Source organism: Streptomyces antioxidans (assembly GCF_000968685.2).
Lineage (GTDB): Bacteria > Actinomycetota > Actinomycetes > Streptomycetales > Streptomycetaceae > Streptomyces > Streptomyces antioxidans.
In genome coordinates this window covers 110,695-129,318 of sequence record NZ_LAKD02000102.1, presented here as the reverse complement: position 1 = coordinate 129,318, position 18,624 = coordinate 110,695, and the positions used below count along the sequence as shown (strand labels likewise).

Annotated in this window: 20 protein-coding genes and 1 pseudogene; 5 read left to right on the top strand and 16 right to left on the bottom strand. The window is 71.9% G+C overall.

Annotation, left to right across the window (positions count from 1 at the left end; genetic code table 11):
- Positions 1–174 precede the first annotated feature (174 nt).
- Together VT50_RS30795 and VT50_RS30790 are read right to left on the bottom strand one after the other, a co-directional pair.
- Positions 175–381, bottom strand: coding sequence for a hypothetical protein (locus VT50_RS30795; protein WP_037948583.1), 207 nt, complete (start codon positions 379–381; stop codon positions 175–177).
- A gap of 371 nt (positions 382–752) precedes the next feature.
- Entirely contained in the window at positions 753–1,034 is a 282-nt protein-coding gene (locus VT50_RS30790; protein WP_046087429.1) for an acylphosphatase, read from the bottom strand.
- A 191-nt stretch (positions 1,035–1,225) separates the two neighbouring features.
- On the opposite strand from VT50_RS30790, the gene VT50_RS30785 reads away from it, so the two are divergent.
- Positions 1,226–2,146, top strand: coding sequence for a CAP domain-containing protein (locus VT50_RS30785; protein ID WP_046087430.1), 921 nt, complete (start codon positions 1,226–1,228; stop codon positions 2,144–2,146).
- A 172-nt stretch (positions 2,147–2,318) separates the two neighbouring features.
- Complete coding sequence (locus VT50_RS30780) at positions 2,319–2,795, top strand: winged helix-turn-helix transcriptional regulator (protein ID WP_046087431.1); 477 nt, start codon at positions 2,319–2,321, stop codon at positions 2,793–2,795.
- Here VT50_RS30780 and mutM read toward each other — a convergent pair.
- The 9 genes from mutM to VT50_RS30735 all read right to left on the bottom strand — a co-directional run bounded on the left by mutM (position 2,708) and on the right by VT50_RS30735 (position 12,133).
- Positions 2,708–3,643 carry a bifunctional DNA-formamidopyrimidine glycosylase/DNA-(apurinic or apyrimidinic site) lyase gene (gene mutM / locus VT50_RS30775; protein ID WP_046087432.1) on the bottom strand — a complete coding sequence of 312 codons (936 nt, stop codon included), beginning with the start codon at positions 3,641–3,643 and terminating at the stop codon, positions 2,708–2,710. The two genes, VT50_RS30780 and mutM, sit on opposite strands and share 88 nt — an antisense overlap.
- 125 nt (positions 3,644–3,768) lie before the next feature.
- Complete coding sequence (rnc, locus tag VT50_RS30770; RefSeq protein ID WP_046087433.1) at positions 3,769–4,596, bottom strand: ribonuclease III; 828 nt, start codon at positions 4,594–4,596, stop codon at positions 3,769–3,771.
- A gap of 19 nt (positions 4,597–4,615) precedes the next feature.
- Positions 4,616–4,789 carry a 50S ribosomal protein L32 gene (rpmF, locus tag VT50_RS30765; protein ID WP_037948573.1) on the bottom strand — a complete coding sequence of 58 codons (174 nt, stop codon included), beginning with the start codon at positions 4,787–4,789 and terminating at the stop codon, positions 4,616–4,618.
- Positions 4,790–4,791: 2 nt separating this feature from the next.
- On the bottom strand, positions 4,792–5,382 hold the full coding sequence (locus VT50_RS30760; RefSeq protein WP_046087434.1) for a YceD family protein: 591 nt from the start codon (positions 5,380–5,382) through the stop codon (positions 4,792–4,794).
- A 211-nt stretch (positions 5,383–5,593) separates the two neighbouring features.
- Positions 5,594–6,703 carry a cell division initiation protein gene (locus VT50_RS30755; protein ID WP_046087435.1) on the bottom strand — a complete coding sequence of 370 codons (1,110 nt, stop codon included), beginning with the start codon at positions 6,701–6,703 and terminating at the stop codon, positions 5,594–5,596.
- 107 nt (positions 6,704–6,810) lie between these two features.
- On the bottom strand, positions 6,811–7,320 hold the full coding sequence (coaD, locus tag VT50_RS30750) for a pantetheine-phosphate adenylyltransferase (protein ID WP_075200404.1): 510 nt from the start codon (positions 7,318–7,320) through the stop codon (positions 6,811–6,813).
- Positions 7,317–7,904 (bottom strand): 16S rRNA (guanine(966)-N(2))-methyltransferase RsmD, encoded by a 588-nt coding sequence (gene rsmD, locus VT50_RS30745; protein WP_046087437.1) that lies wholly within the window; start codon positions 7,902–7,904, stop codon positions 7,317–7,319. The genes coaD and rsmD overlap by 4 nt, the downstream gene beginning before the upstream one ends.
- Positions 7,905–8,057: 153 nt before the next feature.
- The gene (gene recG, locus VT50_RS30740; RefSeq protein ID WP_046087472.1) at positions 8,058–10,205 is read right to left on the bottom strand and encodes an ATP-dependent DNA helicase RecG; all 2,148 of its coding nucleotides are present in this window, start codon (positions 10,203–10,205) and stop codon (positions 8,058–8,060) included.
- Between the two features lie 158 nt (positions 10,206–10,363).
- A complete protein-coding gene (locus tag VT50_RS30735) occupies positions 10,364–12,133 on the bottom strand; it encodes a DAK2 domain-containing protein (protein ID WP_046087438.1) in 1,770 nt (589 codons plus the stop codon).
- Between the two features lie 266 nt (positions 12,134–12,399).
- Between VT50_RS30735 and rpmB the strand changes: the two are divergent.
- Positions 12,400–12,510, top strand: a pseudogene (rpmB, locus tag VT50_RS41565) (50S ribosomal protein L28); the annotation flags it as partial.
- Between the two features lie 135 nt (positions 12,511–12,645).
- Here the strand turns inward: rpmB and thiD are convergent.
- Together thiD and VT50_RS30720 are read right to left on the bottom strand one after the other, a co-directional pair.
- Entirely contained in the window at positions 12,646–13,485 is an 840-nt protein-coding gene (gene thiD / locus VT50_RS30725; RefSeq protein ID WP_046087439.1) for a bifunctional hydroxymethylpyrimidine kinase/phosphomethylpyrimidine kinase, read from the bottom strand.
- A 116-nt stretch (positions 13,486–13,601) separates the two neighbouring features.
- Positions 13,602–14,570 (bottom strand): thiamine-phosphate kinase, encoded by a 969-nt coding sequence (locus VT50_RS30720; RefSeq protein WP_046087440.1) that lies wholly within the window; start codon positions 14,568–14,570, stop codon positions 13,602–13,604.
- A 136-nt stretch (positions 14,571–14,706) separates the two neighbouring features.
- Between VT50_RS30720 and VT50_RS30715 the strand changes: the two genes are divergently transcribed.
- Together VT50_RS30715 and VT50_RS30710 are read left to right on the top strand one after the other, a co-directional pair.
- Positions 14,707–14,940 (top strand): Lrp/AsnC family transcriptional regulator, encoded by a 234-nt coding sequence (locus tag VT50_RS30715; RefSeq protein WP_046087441.1) that lies wholly within the window; start codon positions 14,707–14,709, stop codon positions 14,938–14,940.
- 20 nt (positions 14,941–14,960) lie between these two features.
- Positions 14,961–15,458, top strand: coding sequence for a DUF3515 domain-containing protein (locus VT50_RS30710; protein WP_338058356.1), 498 nt, complete (start codon positions 14,961–14,963; stop codon positions 15,456–15,458).
- 49 nt (positions 15,459–15,507) lie between these two features.
- Here the strand turns inward: VT50_RS30710 and VT50_RS30705 are convergent, their stop codons facing one another.
- The 3 genes from VT50_RS30705 to VT50_RS30695 are packed head-to-tail and all read right to left on the bottom strand — an operon-like array spanning position 15,508 to position 18,471.
- Complete coding sequence (locus tag VT50_RS30705; RefSeq protein WP_046087442.1) at positions 15,508–16,680, bottom strand: D-alanine--D-alanine ligase family protein; 1,173 nt, start codon at positions 16,678–16,680, stop codon at positions 15,508–15,510.
- Between the two features lie 34 nt (positions 16,681–16,714).
- Entirely contained in the window at positions 16,715–17,716 is a 1,002-nt protein-coding gene (locus tag VT50_RS30700) for an NAD(P)H-dependent glycerol-3-phosphate dehydrogenase (RefSeq protein ID WP_046087443.1), read from the bottom strand.
- A complete protein-coding gene (locus tag VT50_RS30695; RefSeq protein WP_046087444.1) occupies positions 17,713–18,471 on the bottom strand; it encodes a lysophospholipid acyltransferase family protein in 759 nt (252 codons plus the stop codon). The genes VT50_RS30700 and VT50_RS30695 overlap by 4 nt, the downstream gene beginning before the upstream one ends.
- Positions 18,472–18,624: the final 153 nt, after the last annotated feature.

Sequence of the window (18,624 nt, the reverse complement as noted above, 5' to 3'; positions counted from 1 at the left end):
TTCTCCGTTTCAGCAATGATCGGCAATGATCGGTTTCACTGCTGGGAGAGAGGGGCACATCAGTCGGTAAGGGTGGCGCAGAGGCACACTGGGGATACGACGAAGGGACGCCGAAGCGTCCCTTGAAGATTCTCAAGCGGCTGACGATGCAACCCGACCGGCCCTAGGGCTGGGTCAGGCGAGCGCAGGCTCCGCCTGGGATACGTCGATGCTTTCGAGCAGCGAGTCGCCGTGACGAGCGGCGGCGGACAGCGCGTCGTTCTCGGCCTGAATCCGTACGATCTCGGATTCAAGATCCTGAACGCGCTGCTGAAGCCGTCGCATCTCGGCGAGGACTCGGGGGTCGGAACCGCCGACGTAACCGAGAAGCGCCTTTGCCATGATGGATGGTCCTCCACAATGAGTGACCGACCGAAGCGGTGTGGGTCGTGAGGGATTTGCACCCGCGATGCCTGCCGAATTACTACCGTGCTGCGCGGCAAACAGTTAAGGTGCGCGGGGCTTCCAGCGTCTCACCAATTGGTTTGAGGGTCAACACGATCACACGCCGACGGGCCCGCAAGGGACGAGAGCACACGGTCGGCGGACGGTGCCAAACCCTCTCCAGATGACCCCTCGCGGCCGGGGATCTTTCGTGACTCCGCAGCCTTCCACGGAGCGGCCCCGTTGGCAACCATCAGCCGATTTCTGCTAACGGTGCGCAGGGAAGGCGTGGTCAGAGGGGGCCATGGGGGGTACCTCCGGTGAGTTGATCAACGGATCTCGAAGGCGTCGTAGCCGCCGCGCGGTGTGTCCCAGATCTCGGTGATTCCCTCGACTTTCCCGGGCGTGTCGCCGTCCCGGAGCCATTCGAGCAGTTGTTCGCACCCCGTACGCGGGCCCTCCGCGACCACCTGCACCCGCCCGTCGGCGAGGTTGGTGGCAAAGCCGACGAGGTCTCCGATGCGCAGCGCGTTGGCCCGGGTGTACCAGCGGAAGCCGACACCCTGCACACGGCCGCGCACCCACACGGTGAGGCGGACTCTTTCGTTCATATGCGCACGCTAACCCCCTCTCCGAGCAGCCGCTAAACCACTGAATTACCCAGTGGGCAGGCGCATTGGGGCCCGAATGGCGTACAGTCCCGGCTCAACAGGACTCACCCACACGAGTGACACATGGCTCGCTCACACGAATGACACATTTCGAGCGACTTTTGACGCCGAGCACACAAGGAAGGCAGGAGATGGGCCGCCATCGACGATCTGCCCCCGGTACCCCGGAGCAGGTGGCCGCCGCAGGCCGCCACCGGGGACCGCACCGGAGCCCCCTCGCTCCGGTCCGGACCGGACTGTTGGGCGTATCCGCCGCTGTCGCGGTCGGCGCCGTGGCGATGGCCTCCGGACTCGGTCCGAACGGCTACAAACTCGGCGGGGGCAATGACTCCGCAGGGCAGGTCCAGGCGGGCGGTCCCTCGGACTCCGGCCTGGAGACGCAGGGCTCGCAGTCCGCGGCCCCCACCGATCGCGCCACGGTGCCGCCCAGCCGTGGTGACGACCGCCCTCACGCACCCTCCACAACTCCCTCCAGGACCCCGTCCAAGCCCTCCGAACCGCCCTCCACCACCCCGCCGGAGCGGCCGGAGCCTTCCCAGCCTTCCGGGAACGACCGGCCGGGCGGAAACGGCAAGGGGAGCGACAACGGCAAGGGCGGCGGGCACGGCAAGCCGTCACGGACTCCCTCGACCGAGCCGACCGCGCCCGAGCCCCCGGCGGGGTCGGCCGGCCCCGAGACCGCCTCGGAGGCCGAAGTCCTCACCCTCGTCAACAAGGAGCGCGAGAAGGTCGGCTGCGGCCCCGTGACGGCCGACCCCAAACTCGCCCAGCTGGCCGAGGACTTCAGCGAGGACATGTCCCTGCGCCAGTTCTTCGACCACATCAACCCCGACGGCGAAAGCCCCTGGGAGCGCGCCGAGGGCGCGGGCATCCTGGACCTGGGCGGCGAGAACATAGCCCGCGGCCAGTCGGACGCGCAGTCCGTGATGGACTCCTGGATGCACAGCTCCGGCCACCGAGCCAACATCCTCAACTGCTCGTTCAAGCGACTGGGCGTCGGCGCGCACTTCGGCGACGGCGGTCCCTGGTGGACCCAGGACTTCGGCTACTGAGCCGCCGGAAGCCACCGAGCGGAAGCCCCGAGCGGGCCTCCGCATCCGGCCATGTGTGAAGGCCCGGGGCGCACGGAAGCGCCCCGGGCCTTCATATGCCCTGACGAGCAGCACACTCACCAACCGAAAGCGCCACCCTGGAGTCAGCGCTGAGTGAGCGTATGGTGTGGGTATGGACACTGAACCCACTGGCGGGGCGTCCACCACGGTGGACGCGGAGGACCTGCCCTTCGACGTGTTCGCCCGCGCCTGCCCCTCACGCGGCACGCTGGAGCATGTCACCGGCAAATGGGGCGGCCTCATCCTGGGCGCGCTCCACGACGGCACCTTCCGCTTCAACGAGCTGCGGCGGCGGGTCGACGGCGTCAGCGAGAAGATGCTGTCCCAGACGCTGCACGCGCTGGAGCGCGACGGTCTGGTGCACCGCGAGGCGCAGCCGACCAACCCGCCCCGGGTGGACTACCGGCTGACCCCGCTGGGCAGCGCGGTCGCCGAGCGGCTGCTGGCCCTCATCCATCTGGTCGAGGACCGGATGCCCGAGGTGCTGACGGCCCAGGAGCGCTACGACACCACGCGCGCCGGGAGCGGCGGGACGGCGGCGGCGCCGGACGCCGGACGGGCCGTGGTGGCCGGGCGCGGCGGGCGCTGACAGCGCGGGCAGAAGTAGCTGGAGCGGTTCATCCACGGGCGGCGGCGCATCGCGGTGCCGCAGCGGCGGCAGGGCTCGTTCTCCCGGCCGTAGGCGTCCAGCGAGCGCTCGAAGTACCCCGACTCGCCGTTCACGTTCACATAGAGGCTGTCGAAGCTGGTCCCGCCGACGGCCAGCGCGGCGCTCATCACCTCGCGCACATGGTCCAGGAGTTCGGCGGCGCGCGGACGGGTGAGGGTGGCCGTGGGCCGGTCGTAGTGCAGCCGGGCGCGCCACAGCGCCTCGTCGGCGTAGATGTTGCCGACCCCGCTGATCAGCGACTGGTCAAGCAGCGCGCGCTTGATCGTGGTGCGGCGGCGGCGCAGCGCGATGTGGAAGGCGGCCTCGTCGAAGGCGGGGTCCAGCGGGTCGCGGGCGATGTGCGCGATGGCGTCCGGCAGCCCCTCCAGGTCGCCGGGGACGGTGTCGTGCAGCGAGAGCCCGCCGAAGGTGCGCTGGTCGACGAAGCGCAGCTCGGTGCCCGCGGCGTCGGCGAAGCGGACCCGGATGCGCAAGTGCTTCTCGTCGGGCGCCTCGGCCGGCTGGACCAGCAGCTGCCCGCTCATCCCGAGATGGGCCAGCACGGACTCGGCGGGGGCGCCGTCGTCGAACGGCAGCCACAGGTACTTGCCGCGGCGGCGGACGGTCCCGGCGCGGCGGCCCCTGAGGCGGGCCGCGAAGTCCTCCGCGCCGCCGAGGTGGCGGCGGACCGCGCGCGGGTGCAGCACCTGGACCTCGGCGACCGTACGGCCGCTGACCCAGCGCTCCAGTCCGCGGCGCACCACCTCGACCTCGGGCAGCTCGGGCAACGGGGGCCTCCTCGGCCTGGGAGCCCTCACCGCCCCCGGGCGGAGCGGCCCGGGCGGGCCGTCCGCCGCGGGGGCGGTGGGGGTGTTACGGACGTGATGGACGGTGTGGGTCGGTGGAAGACCGGTCAGCGTGCCGGGGAGGCCGTGTCGGCCGCGGCTCCGCCGCCCGCCGCCGCGTCGGCGCCGGCCGCCTCGGCCTTCGCCTGGGCCTCGTCGGCAGCCGCGCGGATGGCGCGCCAGGCGGCCTCGGCCGCCTGCTGCTCGGCCTCCTTCTTGCTGCGGCCGGTGCCGGTGCCGTACGCGACACCACCGACGCGGGCGGCAGCCGTGAAGGTCTTCTCGTGGTCGGGACCGGTCTCGGAGACCAGGTACTCGGGGACTCCTAGCCCCTCGGTGGCGGTCAGCTCCTGGAGGCTGGTCTTCCAGTCCAGGCCGGCGCCGAGGTTCGAGGACTTCTCGATCAGCGGGTCGAAGAGCCGGTGGACCAGCTCCGCGGCGGCGTCGAGCCCCCGGTCGAGATAGACCGCGCCGATCACCGCTTCAAGGGTGTCGGCGAGGATGGAAGCCTTGTCCCTGCCGCCGGTGCCCTCTTCGCCCCGGCCGAGCCGGATGAAGGCGCCGAGGTCCAGGCCGCGGCCCACCTCCGCGAGCGCGCGCGAGTTGACCACCGCGGCCCGCAACTTGGCCAGCTGGCCTTCGGGCAGGTCGGGGTGGATGCGGTACAGCGTGTCCGTGACCACCAGGCCGAGCACGGAATCCCCGAGGAATTCCAGCCGCTCGTTGGTGGGCAGGCCGCCGTTCTCGTACGCGAAGGAGCGGTGGGTCAGCGCACGCACCAGAAGGGCGGACTCGAGCTGGTACCCGAGCCGCCCTTCCAGGATCGTGTGAGACGAGGCCGTGTCCGCCTGGGCCGCTTCACCGCGCTTGCGCGGGGGCGTGGTGGCGTCTGACATAGAGCCTGTCACCCGCCGATCAGACCTCGAGGACCTGGCGGCGGTTGTAGGTGCCGCAGCTCGGGCACGCGATGTGCTGCTGCTTCGGCTCGTGGCAGCGCTCGCACGCCACCAGGTTGGGGACCGCAGCCTTCCACTGCGACCGGCGGTGGCGCGTGTTGCTGCGCGACATCTTCCGCTTCGGAACAGCCACGGCTACTTCTCCTGTGAGTCATCCCCGCGCTCGCGGGGTGCGTTGTCCTTCTCGCCGTCCCTCATGGCCTCGGCGAGTTCCTGCAGTGCCGCCCAACGGATGTCGGCGGACTCGTGGTGGTGGTCCGGGTCGTCCGCGAGCCGGGCGCCGCAGTCGGCGCACAGCCCCGGGCAGTCCTCCCGGCACACCGGCTGCAGCGGCAGTGCGAGCACCACCGCGTCGCGCAGCACGGGCTCGAGGTCGAACAGGTCGGCCTCGAGGAAGAGCATGTCCTCCTCCTCGGCGTCGTCGCCGGTGTCCGCTTCGCGGCTCCGGTCGTCGGCGTCGGGGTAGGAGTACATCTCCTGGAAGTCCACTTCGAGCTCTCGCTCCAGCGGCTCCAGACACCTTACGCACTCCCCCGTGAGCGGCACACGGGCGGTGCCCGTGACGAGCACCCCTTCCATGACCGACTCCAGGCGGAGGTCCAGCTCGATCGTCACGCCCTCCCGCACCCCGATGACCTCGATGCCGAGGTCCTTGGGCGCCACCACGGAACGGGAGAGCCTTTTGAGCGCACCGGGACGACGGCCCAGCTCGCGCGTGTCGAACACGAGAGGGGCGCGGTGGTCGAGGCGGGCGTTCAGGGTTTCCTGCTTTCTACGCTGTGGCGGGCCACCCGAACATCACGCTACGAAACGGGCAGCCGAGATCGCGGACGTACGCGCGACCGAAGAGCCAGGATACTGGACGGGCCGCCATAGACCCAATCCGCACGGTGGGGAAGGGGTTCTCACCCCGAAGGAGCCGCGTCCCGCGGAGCTCTCAGCGGCCCTGCTCGTACTGGCGGAGCTGATCGAGGTCGATCATGCTCGTGTCGAACAGGCTGGTCTCGTCGAGCGCGCCGCCCGGCTGCTGCTGATAGTGCTGGGGCAGCTGCTGGGGCTGCTGGGGCACATAGGCCGCGTTCGGGTGGTAGCCCTGGGCGCCGTTCGGGTCGTAGCCCTGGGCCTGCTGCTGCCAGCCGTAGACGTCCTGCTGATAGCCGCCCTGCGCGGCGTACGGATCCTGCTGTACGTACGCCTGCTGGTAGCCGTACGCGTCCTGCTGCTGGTAGCCCGCGGTGGCGGCGTAGTACGCGGCGTCGGCGGCCGCCTGGTCGGGCGGGGCGACGGGCTGGGCCGCGGGCTGGGCGACGTCCGCCTGGGCCTGGGACTGGGCCAGGTCCGCCAGGTAGTCGTCATCGGTGGTCCGCAGCGCCATGCCGGCGTCGTCCTGGGCCGCCATATGGGCGCCGAGCTCATCGGTCGGCCGGGCCCCGAGCAGCTTCTGGCGGCCCCGGCCGACCGCCTCCAGGGTCTTGCCGAGGACCGCCGAGACGGCCCCGAGCTTGGTGTCCACGTACTCGTCCGCGCGGTGCCGCAGGGTGGCCGGGTCGGCGCTGCGCTCCGGGCCCTCATCGGGCTGCCCGAGGTCGTCCCCGGCGCCGGGGGCGCGGCCGAGCAGCTTCTCCCGGCCGCGGTCGACCGAGCCGATGGTCTTGGTGAGCACGACCTCGAAGTTGGCCAGCTTGCTGTCCACGTAGTCGTCGGCCTCGACGCGGATCTCCTCGGCCTCCCGGCGGGCCTCGGTGAGGATCCGGTCGGCCTCCTCCTGGGACTTGCGCATCAGCTCGGTGTCAGAGATCAGCGAGGCGCGCTGGGCGTGCGCGGACTCGATGATCCGCCCGGCCTCCCGGTGGGCCTCCTCGACCATCTGGTCCCGGCCGCCGATCAGCTCCTGGGCGTGCGCCAGGGAGTCCGGCAGCGCCGCGCGCACCTCTTCGAGCATGGCGAGCAGCTCGGCACGGTTGACCACGCACGAGGCCGACATGGGCATGGACCGGGCGCCGCCGACGGTATCGACGATCTCGTCGAGCTTCTTCTGCACGTCCACTGTGGGTGCTCGCAGACTGTCTGGATGCGGATGGGTACGGGACACGAACGGGACGACTGTACGGCCAGCGGGGGCCTCCCGGACAGCCGCTGACGCCCCGTCAGCCGCTACTTGCGGCCGAGCCGCTCGGCAAGCGCCTCCAGGACCAGCGGGGGCACCAGGTGGGAGACGTCGCCGCCCCAGGCCGCGACCTCCTTGACCAGGCTGGAGGAGAGGAAGCTGTATGTGGGGTTGGTGGGCACGAACAGCGTCTCCACACCGGAGAGGCCGTTGTTCATCTGGGCCATCTGCAGCTCGTAGTCGAAGTCGCTGACGGCCCGCAGCCCCTTGACGATCGCGGGGATGTCGCGCTGCTTGCAGAAGTCCACCAGGAGGCCGTGGAACGCCTCCACCCGGACGTTTCCATACTCCTCCGTGGTCTTGCGGAGGAGATCCATCCGCTCGTCCACCGTGAACAGGCCCTGCTTCGACTTGTTGATCATCACGGCGACGTACACGACGTCATAGAGCTTGGAGGCACGGGCGATGATGTCGAGGTGTCCATTGGTGACGGGGTCGAACGACCCCGGACAGACTGCGCGGCGCAATGGGAGTTCCTCGCTCTCGGGTCCGGTCATGACGCGTTCTCGCACGTCGAGGCGGCGTGACCGTACCAAAGCGTGCCCTCGCCGTAGCGACGGGCCCTAAGCCCCTCGAATCCGGCAGGCCACACGAACTCCCCACCTCGTGTGCTCCGCTCAACGGTGGCCAGCGCGCGGGGCGCGAGCCAGCCCTTCCCCAGGAGTGTGAGGAGTATCTCGCGGAGTTGGTCGTCGCTGACCGCGTAGGGCGGATCCAGGAAAACGACGTCGTACGGGCCGGTGTCGGGGGCCGGTCCGGTGATGGTCTGTTCGGCCTTGCCCGTGCGCAGCTCCGCACCGGGCAGCCCGAGGGTGCGGACGTTCTGACGGATCGTGCGGGCCGCCCGCGGGTCGGACTCCACCAGCAGCGTGTGGGCGGCGCCCCGGGACAGCGCCTCCAGGCCGACCGCGCCGGAGCCGCCGTACAGATCCAGGACGCGGGCCCCGTCCAGCGAGCCGAGCAGCGACTCCCAGGTGGAGAACAGGCCCTCGCGCGCCCGGTCCGAGGTGGGTCGGGTGCCGTTTCCCGGCGGCACGGCCAGGCGGCGGCCGCCGGCCGCTCCGGCGATCACGCGGGTCATGGGTGGGGGCCGTCCTTCACGGTGGTCGGGGCAGCGGCGCCCCGGGCCCGTCCGGGCGGGGCCGCCGCATCTCCACGATATGGCGTACGGGGGCGGCGGGGGCGGCCGGGCGCGGGCCTTTCGCGCGGCTCAGCCCTCGCCGAGCCGCCGGGCTCAGCCCTTGTCGAGGAATTCCGCGCGCTCCTTGTCCAGCAGGGCGTCAAGCGCGGTGCGCAGCTGCGGGTATCCGGCCAGCTCCGGGTCGGCGGCCACGATGGCGGTGGCCTCCTCCCGGGCCGCCGCGATGACCTCCTCGTCGTCGATGACGGCGAGCACCCGCAGCGAGGAGCGGACCCCGGACTGGGCCTGGCCGAGCACATCGCCCTCCCGGCGCTGCTCCAGGTCGATCCGGGACAGCTCGAAGCCGTCGAGCGTGGCCGCGACCGCGCCCAGCCGCCCCCGGGCGGGGCTGCCCTCGGGCGCGTCGGTCACCAGCAGACAGAGCCCGGCGGCCGAGCCCCGGCCGACCCGGCCGCGCAGCTGGTGCAGTTGGGAGACGCCGAAGCGGTCGGCATCCATGATCACCATGGCGGTGGCGTTGGGGACGTTCACACCGACCTCGATGACGGTCGTGGCGACCAGGACGTCCACCTCGCCCGCGGCGAAGCGGCGCATCACCTCGTCCTTGGCCTCCGGCTGCATCCGCCCGTGCAGCACCTCCACCCGCAGATCGCTCAGCGGGCCCTTCACAAGCTGCTCCGCGACGTCGACGACGGCCAGCGGCGGGCGCTTCTCGGCCTCGCCCTCGGCGGACTTCTCCTTCGCGGCCCCGGACTCGTCCTCCTCGTCCCCGATCCGCGGGCACACCACATAGCCCTGGTGACCCGCGGCCACCTCCTCGCGCACCCGCTCCCAGGCGCGGGCCAGGAAGTGCGGCTTGTCCTTGGCGGGCACCACGTGGGAGGCGATCGGGGAGCGGCCCGAGGGCAGCTGGTCCAGGACGGAGGTCTCCAGGTCGCCGAAGACGGTCATGGCGACGGTGCGCGGGATCGGTGTGGCCGTCATCACCAGCAGATGCGGGGGCTGCTTGCCCTTGGAGCGCAGGGCGTCGCGCTGCTCCACCCCGAACCGGTGCTGCTCGTCCACGACCACCAGGCCCAGATCGTGGAACTGGACCTTGTCCTCGATCAGGGCATGGGTGCCGATCACGATCCCGGCCTCGCCGGTGACCAGGTCCAGCAGCGCCTGACGGCGGGCCGCGGCACCCATGGAGCCGGTGAGCAGCACCACCTTGGTGCCCTGCTCGGCGCCGCCGAGCATCCCGCCCTCGGCCAGCTCGCCCATCATCTCGGTGATCGACCGGTGGTGCTGCTGGGCGAGCACTTCGGTGGGCGCGAGCATCGCCGCCTGTCCCCCGGCGTCCACGACGCCGAGCATCGCGCGCAGCGCGACCATGGTCTTGCCCGAGCCGACCTCGCCCTGGAGCAGCCGGTGCATCGGGTGGTCGGTGGCGAGGTCGGCGAAGATCTCCTGGCTGACCCTGCGCTGGCCCTCGGTGAGGGTGAACGGCAGCCGGGCGTCGAAGGCGGTCAGCAGCCCGTCCGGGACTGGCTTGCGGGGCGCCGCGGGCAGCTGGGCGTCGGCCTGCCGCCGCCGGGCGAGCGCCACCTGCAGCACGAACGCCTCGTCCCACTTCAGCCGGTCCCGGGCCGTCGCGATGTCGCCCTTGGTGCCCGGTCGGTGGATCTTGCGCAGCGCCTCGGGGAGCGTGGCCAGCCCCCGGCCCTCGCGCAGGCTCTCGGGCAGCGGGTCGATCAGCCCGGCCAGCGCGGACTCCTCGTGCCCCGCCGGGCCGAGCACGGTGTCCACGGCCTGCTGGATCTGCCAGGACTCCATCTGCTTACACGCCGGGTACAGCGGCAGCAGCTGATTGGCGAACGCCTCCACGGCGTCCGCGCCGCTCCCCGCGCCCAGCGTCTTGAACTCCGGGTGGGCCAGCTGCCGCTTGCGGTTGAAGACCGAGACCTTCCCGGCGAACATCGCGCGGGTGCCGGGCTGGAGCTCGGTGCGCGGCTTGTGGACGCCCTTGCCGAAGAAGACCAGCTGGAGACGGCCGCTGCCGTCGGTGATGGTGACCTCCAGCCGTCGGCCCCGGCCGCCGTTGAAGGTGTGCACCCGGGCGTCGGCGACCTGCGCCACCACGGTCACGTGCTCGTCCAGGGGCAGGTCGGACAGCCGGGTCAGCTCACCGCGCTCCGCGTACCGCCGCGGGTAGTGGTGCAGCAGGTCGCCGACGGTGTGCAGGTCGAGATGGTCGGCCATCACCTTCGCGGTGTTGCCGCCCAGGACCTTCTTCAGGGGTTCATCCAGCACGGGCACCCGTCCATTGCACACCACGGGGGTGACAATCGGGGCTGACGAGCGGGGTGATTCAGCGGGGGGCGCACCGAGCGGCCGGGCTCAGCTCTGCGCGGCCGGGCTCATTCGATGCCTATGATCAGCGGCGCGGTGGGCTGACCACCGTGGTAGACGACCGTGTCGACGGCGAAGTGCCCCTCCCGCACATGCCGCTCCAGCCGTTCGGCGACCTCGTCCGGGAGGCCCGCGCCCAGCACCAGCGTGACCATCTCGCCGCCCGACGCCAGCATCCGGTCCAGCACCGTCTCCGCGGTCGCGGCCAGTTCCGAACCGATCACCGCCACATCGCCGTCGATCATGCCCAGGACGTCCCCGGCCTGGCACACCCCGGCCATGGTCCAGGACTGGCGCTCGGCGACGGCCAGTTCCGCGTAGCGGGTGGCGCCCGCGGCCGAGGTCATGGCGACCACGTCCTCGTCGAAGCTGCGGCCGGGCTCGTGGACGGCGAGCGCGGCGATGCCCTGGACGGCGGAACGGGTGGGGATCACCGCGACCCGTACGCCCTCGGTGCGGGACTGGGCCGCCGCCGCGGCCGCCGTGTGGTGCAGCGCGGTGTCGTTCGGCAGCAGCACGACCTCCCGGGCATGGGCCCGGCGGACCGCTTCCACCAGCTCACCGCTGGCGGGCGGCTCCCCGGGGCGGGTGGCGACCGCGGTCGCGCCCGCCTCGGCGCACAGCGCGGCCAGCCCGTCACCGGGGACGACGGCCACCACGGCACGGGGCACGCGCTCGGCGCGCGGGCCGCCCGCGGGGCCCTGGGCGCCGGACTGGTCCGGCAGGACGATGGCCGGGCCCGTGCGGTCCGGGCCGCCCGGATCCGCCTTACGGATGGCGGCGCCGTCGAAGTGGGTGATCCGGATGCGGTACGGGCGCCCGGCCTGGATGCCCGCCTCCACGGCCGCCCCCGCGTCGTCCACATGGACGTGGACGTTCCACAGGCCGTCGCCGCCGACGACCACCAGGGAGTCTCCGAGGGCGTCCAGCCGCTCCCTCAGGGCGGCCACGGCGGTGTCGTCGGTCTCCAGGAGGTAGATCACCTCGAAGGCGGGCCCGCCGTCCGGGGCGTCATCGGCGGAGCAGCCCGCCAGGTCCTGCCCGCCCGTCCCCGTGGGCACCAGGGCGTCACGGCCGGGGCGGGCCGGGGCGAGCGCCGCGGGGGCCTCGCCCGACAGGGCCTGGGCGAGCCCGCCGAGGACGGTCACCAGGCCGTAGCCGCCCGCGTCGACCACCCCCGCGCGGGCGAGGACGTCGAGCTGGCCGGGGGTGGCCTGGAGCGCCGTACGGGCGCCCTCGTACGCGGCGCGGGCCACCGCGGCGACGTCGGCCGTGGCGTCGCCCGTGGCCTGTTCCGCTTCCGCGCTCTCCGCGGCGGCCACGGCGACCGTAAGGACGGTGCCTTCGACGGGGTGCGCGACGGCCAGGTAGGCGAGGTCGACCGCGCGGCGCAGCGCCCGCCGCAGCCCGTCCGCCTCGCCCGCACCCGGGTCCGCCTCCGGTGGGCCGTCGGCCAGGACGTCCGCCATACCGCGCAGCAGCTGCGCCAGGATCGTGCCGGAGTTGCCCCGCGCGCCGATCAGCGCGCCGTGGGCCATGGCGCGCACCACATCGGCGAGGGTGGGGCGGGACGCGGCGGCCGAGGTCGCGTGGCCGTCGAAGGCGGCGTCGACGGCCCGGGCGGCGGACTCGACGGTCAGATACAGATTGGTGCCGGTGTCCCCGTCAGCGACCGGATAGACGTTGATCGCGTCGATGTCCGCCCGGGCCCGGCCCAGTGCATCGAGGGCGAGCCCGCACCAGGTCCGTACCGCATCGGCGTCGAGCGTGTGCGGCACGAAAGGTCCTCCTCGGAGGCTGCGGGGGCGGGGGCGGGCATCGCGTCATCGCAGGGTAGCCGCCGCCCTCGGCGGGTGCCGGGGCAGCCATGATAGTTTCGTTGTACGGGAGTGGCCGTTGTATGCTGCTCCGGTTGCCCGATGCGAATCGGGCCATTCCCCCCAGGCGCCGCCGAATCTCCGCGATCCAGGCAACGTCCGGGGGCATCCGTTCAGTGTCCTGTCTCCTCGCGGGAAGCGAGGGCGACCCGTCTTTGGAGTAACCCGTGGCTGCCAACTGCGACGTCTGCGGCAAGGGGCCGGGCTTCGGCAACAACATCTCGCACTCGCACCGCCGCACCCGCCGTCGTTGGAACCCCAACATCCAGACGGTGCGCGCTGTGGTCGGTCGTACCCCGAAGCGGCTCAACGTCTGCACTTCGTGCATCAAGGCCGGCAAGGTTTCGCGCTAAGCGGGATCCGGTACGCCCAGGCCGGTCCACCACCGAAGTGGACCGGCCTTTCGCGTGCCCTCAGCCGGTCCGCTCCGACAGCCATCCGTGGTCGACCGGGCCGATGCCCGTGCCCAGGGGGAAGCCCGCCGCGATGGCGCCCGTGACGTAGTCCTTGGCCGCCGTGACGGCCTCAGGGACCTCGTAGCCGCCCGCCAGATACGTGGCGATGGCGGCGGCGAGGGTGCATCCCGTGCCGTGCGTATGGCGGTTGTCCTGGCGCGGCGCCCGCAGCCAGTGCTCCTCGGTGCCGTCGGTGAGCAGGTCCACCGCGTCGCCGCCGGGCAGATGGCCGCCCTTGATCAGCGCCCAGCGCGGGCCGTGGCCCAGTACCGCCCCGGCCGCCCGGCGCTGGCCCTCCTCCGACTCCACGCGGACGCCGGTGAGCTGGGCCACCTCGTCCAGGTTGGGCGTGGCGACGGCCGCGATCGGCAGCAGCTTCGTACGGACCGCGTCGAGCGCCTCGGCGGCCAGCAGCGGGTCACCGTGCTTGGAGACGCCGACCGGATCGACGACCACGGGCGCGGTGAGGTCCGCGAGCAGCGCGGCGACGGTCTCGACCAGTTCGGCGGTCGCCAGCATGCCGGTCTTGACCGCCTGGACGCCGATGTCGTCGGCCACGCTGTGGAACTGGGCCCGTACGGCCTCGGCGGGCAGCTCCCAGGCACCCTGGACGCCCAGGGAGTTCTGCGCCGTCACCGCGGTGATCACGCTCATGCCGTGGGCGCCCAGGGCCAGCATGGCCTTCAGGTCGGCCTGGATGCCCGCACCGCCACCGGAGTCCGATCCGGCGACGGTGAGGACGCGCACGGGCGCCGAGCCGTCATGGGCGGGGCGGGGGACGCGGGGAGGTACAGCCATGGCACCGAATCTACTCGGCGCCCCCGGCGCCCCCGAACGTCCCCCACGCCCTTACGGATCGCTCGGCGCCCTTACCGCCACACCGCACCGTCGCCCGGCACCGCCACCCGGCACCGTCAGTCGGCGCTCTTGCCGTCTCCGAAGTGGTCCCAGCCCCCGTGTGACCACGGGGCGCCGTCCACCGTCACCTGCGGCAGCGCCGAGGGGTTGAGCACCTCGCCGATCACCTTCCAGCGGGCCGGAAGCTTGGCGTCGGGCGGGAAGGTGGCCACGATCGCGTGGTCCTCTCCCCCGCTGAGCACCCACTGGAGCGGATCGACGCCCACCGCCTGCCCGATGTCCGACATCTGCGCGGGGACGTCGATGTCCGCCGAGCGCAGATCGATGCGGACCTTGCTGGCCTCAGCGATGTGCCCGAGGTCGGCCACCAGCCCGTCGCTCACATCGGTCATCGCGGTCGCGCCGAGCCCGGCGGCGGCGGGACCGGCGTGATACGGCGGCTCCGGCCGCCGGTGCGCCTCGACGAAGGCCCGCGGCGAGCGGAAGCCGCGCGAGAGCACCGCGTGTCCGGCGGCCGACCAGCCCAGCCACCCGGTGACGGCGACGACGTCCCCGGGCTGGGCACCGGATCGGGTGACCGGCTCGTGGTTGCGCAGATCGCCCAGGGCGGTGATGGCGACGGTGATGGTGTCCCCGCGCACGACGTCACCGCCCACCACGGCCGCGCCCGCGACCTGGCATTCGTCCCGGATGCCGTCCATCAGCTCGGCCGGCCAGGTCACCGGCAGATCGGCGGGGACCACCAGACCGAGCAGCAGGGCGGTCGGCACGGCGCCCATGGCCGCGATGTCGGCCAGGTTCTGGGCCGCCGCCTTACGGCCGACGTCATAGGCGGTGGACCAGTCACGGCGAAAGTGCCTGCCCTCCAGCAGGACGTCCGTACTGGCCACGACCCTCCGGTCGGGCGCAGCCACGACCGCGGCGTCGTCACCGGGCCCCAACCTCACCGCCGGGGTGGTGGTGAGCCGGGAGGTGAGCTCTCTGATGAGCCCGAACTCCCCCAACTCGCCCACGGTGCCCTTCATCCCATCGCCCCTTCGTGCTCGTGAACACTTACCGCCGCGCCGCGCTCCCCGCGCGGGTCTCCCCGCGCCGCATGGCGACGCGGTACCGTGGCGTCCCTTCTTTCCACATGATCCTCGTAGCCGCCCTGGAGGTTCCGTGGTACAGGCGTACATCCTGATCCAGACCGAGGTCGGCAGGGCCTCGACCGTGGCCGACATCATCACCAAACTTCCCGGGGTGATACAGGCGGAGGACGTGACGGGTCCCTACGACGTGATCGTGCGGGCCCAGGCCGACACGGTCGATGAGCTCGGCCGCATGGTGGTCGCGAAAGTCCAGCAAGTGGAAGGGATCACCCGAACCCTGACCTGCCCGGTCGTCCATCTCTAGCTCCCCCGTATGATCGCCCGGTGAATTCCGCATACCGTAATCCCACTCGACGGCTCGTCCCGCTGTCCGCCGCGGCGGCCCTGGCCCTGATGCCGGTGGCCGGGTGTTCCTTCACCGGGGACTCCGACGACACCAAGGCGTCCGCGGTTCCCAGCCCGGCCCCACGAGCCGCCGCGATGTGCCGGACGCTGCACAAGGAACTGCCCGACGCCGTGAACGGGCTGAAGCGGGGCACCGCCGACCCCTCCTCGGACTACACGGCCGTGTGGGGGGACCCCGCCGTGCAGCTGCGCTGCGGGGTCCCCCGGCCGGAGGCGATGGGCTCCAAGACCGCGTCGGCCGAGGTGAACGGCGTCGAGTGGCTCCCGGAGAAGCGGGACGATGGCTACCGCTTCACCACCGTACTGCGCCGGGCCTATGTCGAGGTGACCGTGCCCCGGAAGTACTCCCCCGAGGTCAACCCCCTACTCGACCTCGCCCGCGCCGTCAAGAAGTCGGTCCCGAAGGGCGTGGCCTAGCGCAGCCCCGTACGGCTGGCGCCGCCGTACGACCGCCGCCGCCGTCCCGCTAGCGCAGCCCCGTCGAGCGGCGCAGCGCGGCCTCCAGCAGCCGGTCCACCAGCTCGGGGTAGCTCACACCGCTTTCCTGCCACATGCGCGGGTACATCGAGATCGGGGTGAAGCCGGGCATGGTGTTGATCTCGTTGATCACGAACTCACCGCTGTCCAGCAGGAAGAAGTCGGCCCGCACCAGCCCCTCGCAGGACGCCGCCTCGAAGGCGGCCACCGCGAGCTCCTGGACCCGTCGGGTCTGCTCCTCACTCAGCGGCGCGGGCACGATGCCGTCCGCCGCGTCGATGTACTTCGCCTCGAAGTCGTAGAAGGCGTGGGAGGAGACCGGCGGGATCTCGGCGGGCACGCTGGCGCGCGGCCCGTCCTCGTACTCCAGCACCCCGCACTCGATCTCGCGGCCGCGCAGCAGCGCCTCCACGATGACCTTCGGGTCGTGGCGCCGGGCCTCCTCGACGGCCGCGTCCAGGTCCGCCGGGCCCTCGACCTTGCTGATGCCGAAGGACGAGCCGGCGCGCGCGGGCTTCACGAAGAGCGGCCAGCCGTGCTCCTCGGCGAACTCCACGATCCTGCGGCGGGCGGCGGAAGGTTCCTGCTCCCAGGCGCGGGGGCGGATCACCTCGTACGGGCCGACGGGCAGCCCGAAGGAGATGAACACCCGCTTCATGTACTCCTTGTCCATGCCCACGGCGGAGGCGAGCACCCCGGCGCCCACGTACGGCACCCCGGAGAGCTCCAGCAGTCCCTGGAGGGTGCCGTCCTCGCCGTACGGGCCGTGCAGCATGGGGAAGACGACATCGACGTCGCCCAGCGCCTTGGGCACCGCCCCCGGCTCGCTGTAGACGACCTCGCGGTTCCCCGGGTCGACCGGGAGGACGACCGAGCCCTCGCTGGACTCGGCGAGCCGTTCGACGCTGGGCAGCTCGCGGTTGGCGATGGCCATCCGCTCGGGCTCGTCGGCGGTCAGCGCCCAACGGCCGTCCGTGGTGATGCCGATCGGCAGCACGTCGTACTTCTCGCGGTCGATGGCGCGCAGCACGGCGCCCGCGGTGACCACCGAGATGGCGTGCTCGGAGCTGCGGCCGCCGAACACGACGGCGACGCGCGGCTTCCGCCGCTCGCCTCCGGAGGAAGCCGGGACAGGGCCTGGGGAAGGGGTCTGGCTGCTCATATCGCGTTGAGGTTACCTTGCGGTCCGCATGGCGTCAGTGCCGCTCGGCCTTGGCACTGCGGGACATCAGCTCTTTGAGTGCGACGAGGGGCTGTTTGCCGTCGTGGACGATCTCGACGACGGTCTCGGTGATGGGCATGTCGACGTCGTGGCGGCGGGCGAGATCCAGCACCGACTCGCACGACTTGACGCCCTCCGCGGTCTGCTTGGTGACCCCGATGGTCTCCTCCAGTGTCATCCCGCGCCCCAGGTTGGTGCCGAAGGTGTGGTTGCGGGAGAGCGGTGAGGAGCAGGTGGCGACGAGGTCGCCCATGCCCGCCAGGCCCGCGAAGGTGTGCGCGTCGGCGCCCATCGCCAGGCCCAGCCGGGTCGTTTCGGCGAGGCCGCGGGTGATGAGCGACGCCTTGGTGTTGTCGCCGAGGCCCATGCCGTCGGCGATGCCGACGGCCAGCGCGATGACGTTCTTCACCGCGCCGCCCAGCTCGCAGCCGACCACATCGGTGTTGGTGTACGGGCGGAAGTACGGGGTGTGGCAGGCGGTCTGGAGGCGGCGGGCCACGCTCTCGTCGGGGCAGGCCACCACGGAGGCGGCGGGCTGCCGGGCGGCGATCTCCTTGGCGAGGTTGGGGCCGGTGAGCACCGCGACGCGCTCCGCGGGCGCCTTGGCGACCTCCTGGACGACCTCGCTCATCCGCTTCGCCGTGCCGAGTTCCACGCCCTTCATCAGGGAGACCAGCACGGTGTCGGCGGCCAGCAGCGGGGCCCAGTCGGAGAGGTTGCCGCGCAGCGTCTGGGAGGGCACGGAGAAGACGGTGAACTCCGCGCCGTCCGCGGCCTCGGCCGGGTCGGCGGTGGCGCGCACACCGTCGGGGAGCCGCACCCCGGGGAAGTAGTCGGGATTGGTGCGGCCGGTGTTGATGGCCTCCACGAGACCGGTCCGGCGCCCCCACAGCGTCACCTCGCACCCGGCGTCGGCGAGCACCATCGCGAAGGCGGTGCCCCAGGAGCCGGTGCCGAAGACGGCGCAGCGCGTCACTTGCTCTCCTCATCGGCCAGCGGGAGCGGCGGGCCGTCGGTGCTGGACCGGGTGGGCCGGTCATACCTCTGAACGGGCGCCTGCTCGCCGCGCACCTCGGAGAGGAGCTCGGTGATGGCGCCCATGATGGTGTCGGTGGCCGCCCTGAGGACCTCGGCGGTGGGCTCCTGGCCGTAGAACTCGGACAGGTCCACCGGCGGGCCGGCGTGCACCCTGAGCGTCTTACGGGGGAAGAGACGGACCCGCTTCTCCTTGGCGTACGGCGGCACGGCCTCGTTGGCGCCCCACTGGGCGACGGGGATCACCGGGGCCTTGGTGAGCAGCGCGACCCGCGCGGCGCCGGTCTTTCCGCGCATGGGCCACAGGTCGGGGTCGCGGGTGAGGGTGCCCTCGGGGTAGAAGGCCACGCACTCCCCCTTGTTGATGGCGTCCACGGCGGACCGGAACGCGTTGGCGGCGTCGGTGGACTCGCGGTAGACGGGGATCTGGCCGGTGCCGCGGAGCATCGCGCCCACGAAGCCGCCGCGGAAGAGGGCGGCCTTGGCGAGGAAGCGCGGCACCCTTCCGGTGTTGTACTGGAAGTGCGCGTAGGAGAGCGGGTCGAGATACGAGTTGTGATTGATCGCGGTGATAAATCCACCGTCGGCGGGAATGTGCTCCATTCCGTGCCAGTCCCGCTTGAACAGAACCACCAGCGGCGGTTTGCACAAGACCGCTGCCATGCGGTACCAGAAGCCGATTCTGCGGCCGGACACTCGGAACATCCTCTCTTGGACCCTGCTGACCTGCTGGTTGCTGCCGTCCCCTGCAGCCGCACAAGTGTCGCTCCAGGCACCCCGTCTGTCGAGGACACCGTAACCCCGCACGTCTTCGACGAGCCGGGCAGCGGGTCAGAATGAGGCCCGTGG

What these genes read in the sequence shown, in the direction of transcription:
- VT50_RS30720 (WP_046087440.1), bottom strand. Translation starts at nt 14,570, where the DNA reads ATGAAGGGCACCGTGGGCGAGTTGGGGGAGTTCGGGCTCATCAGAGAG.
- VT50_RS30790 (WP_046087429.1), bottom strand. Translation starts at nt 1,034, where the DNA reads ATGAACGAAAGAGTCCGCCTCACCGTGTGGGTGCGCGGCCGTGTGCAG.
- thiD (WP_046087439.1), bottom strand. Translation starts at nt 13,485, where the DNA reads ATGGCTGTACCTCCCCGCGTCCCCCGCCCCGCCCATGACGGCTCGGCG.
- rsmD (WP_046087437.1), bottom strand. Translation starts at nt 7,904, where the DNA reads ATGACCCGCGTGATCGCCGGAGCGGCCGGCGGCCGCCGCCTGGCCGTG.
- VT50_RS30795 (WP_037948583.1), bottom strand. Translation starts at nt 381, where the DNA reads ATGGCAAAGGCGCTTCTCGGTTACGTCGGCGGTTCCGACCCCCGAGTC.
- recG (WP_046087472.1), bottom strand. Translation starts at nt 10,205, where the DNA reads ATGGCCGACCATCTCGACCTGCACACCGTCGGCGACCTGCTGCACCAC.
- VT50_RS30780 (WP_046087431.1), top strand. Translation starts at nt 2,319, where the DNA reads ATGGACACTGAACCCACTGGCGGGGCGTCCACCACGGTGGACGCGGAG.
- VT50_RS30785 (WP_046087430.1), top strand. Translation starts at nt 1,226, where the DNA reads ATGGGCCGCCATCGACGATCTGCCCCCGGTACCCCGGAGCAGGTGGCC.
- rnc (WP_046087433.1), bottom strand. Translation starts at nt 4,596, where the DNA reads ATGTCAGACGCCACCACGCCCCCGCGCAAGCGCGGTGAAGCGGCCCAG.
- coaD (WP_075200404.1), bottom strand. Translation starts at nt 7,320, where the DNA reads ATGACCGGACCCGAGAGCGAGGAACTCCCATTGCGCCGCGCAGTCTGT.
- VT50_RS30705 (WP_046087442.1), bottom strand. Translation starts at nt 16,680, where the DNA reads ATGAGCAGCCAGACCCCTTCCCCAGGCCCTGTCCCGGCTTCCTCCGGA.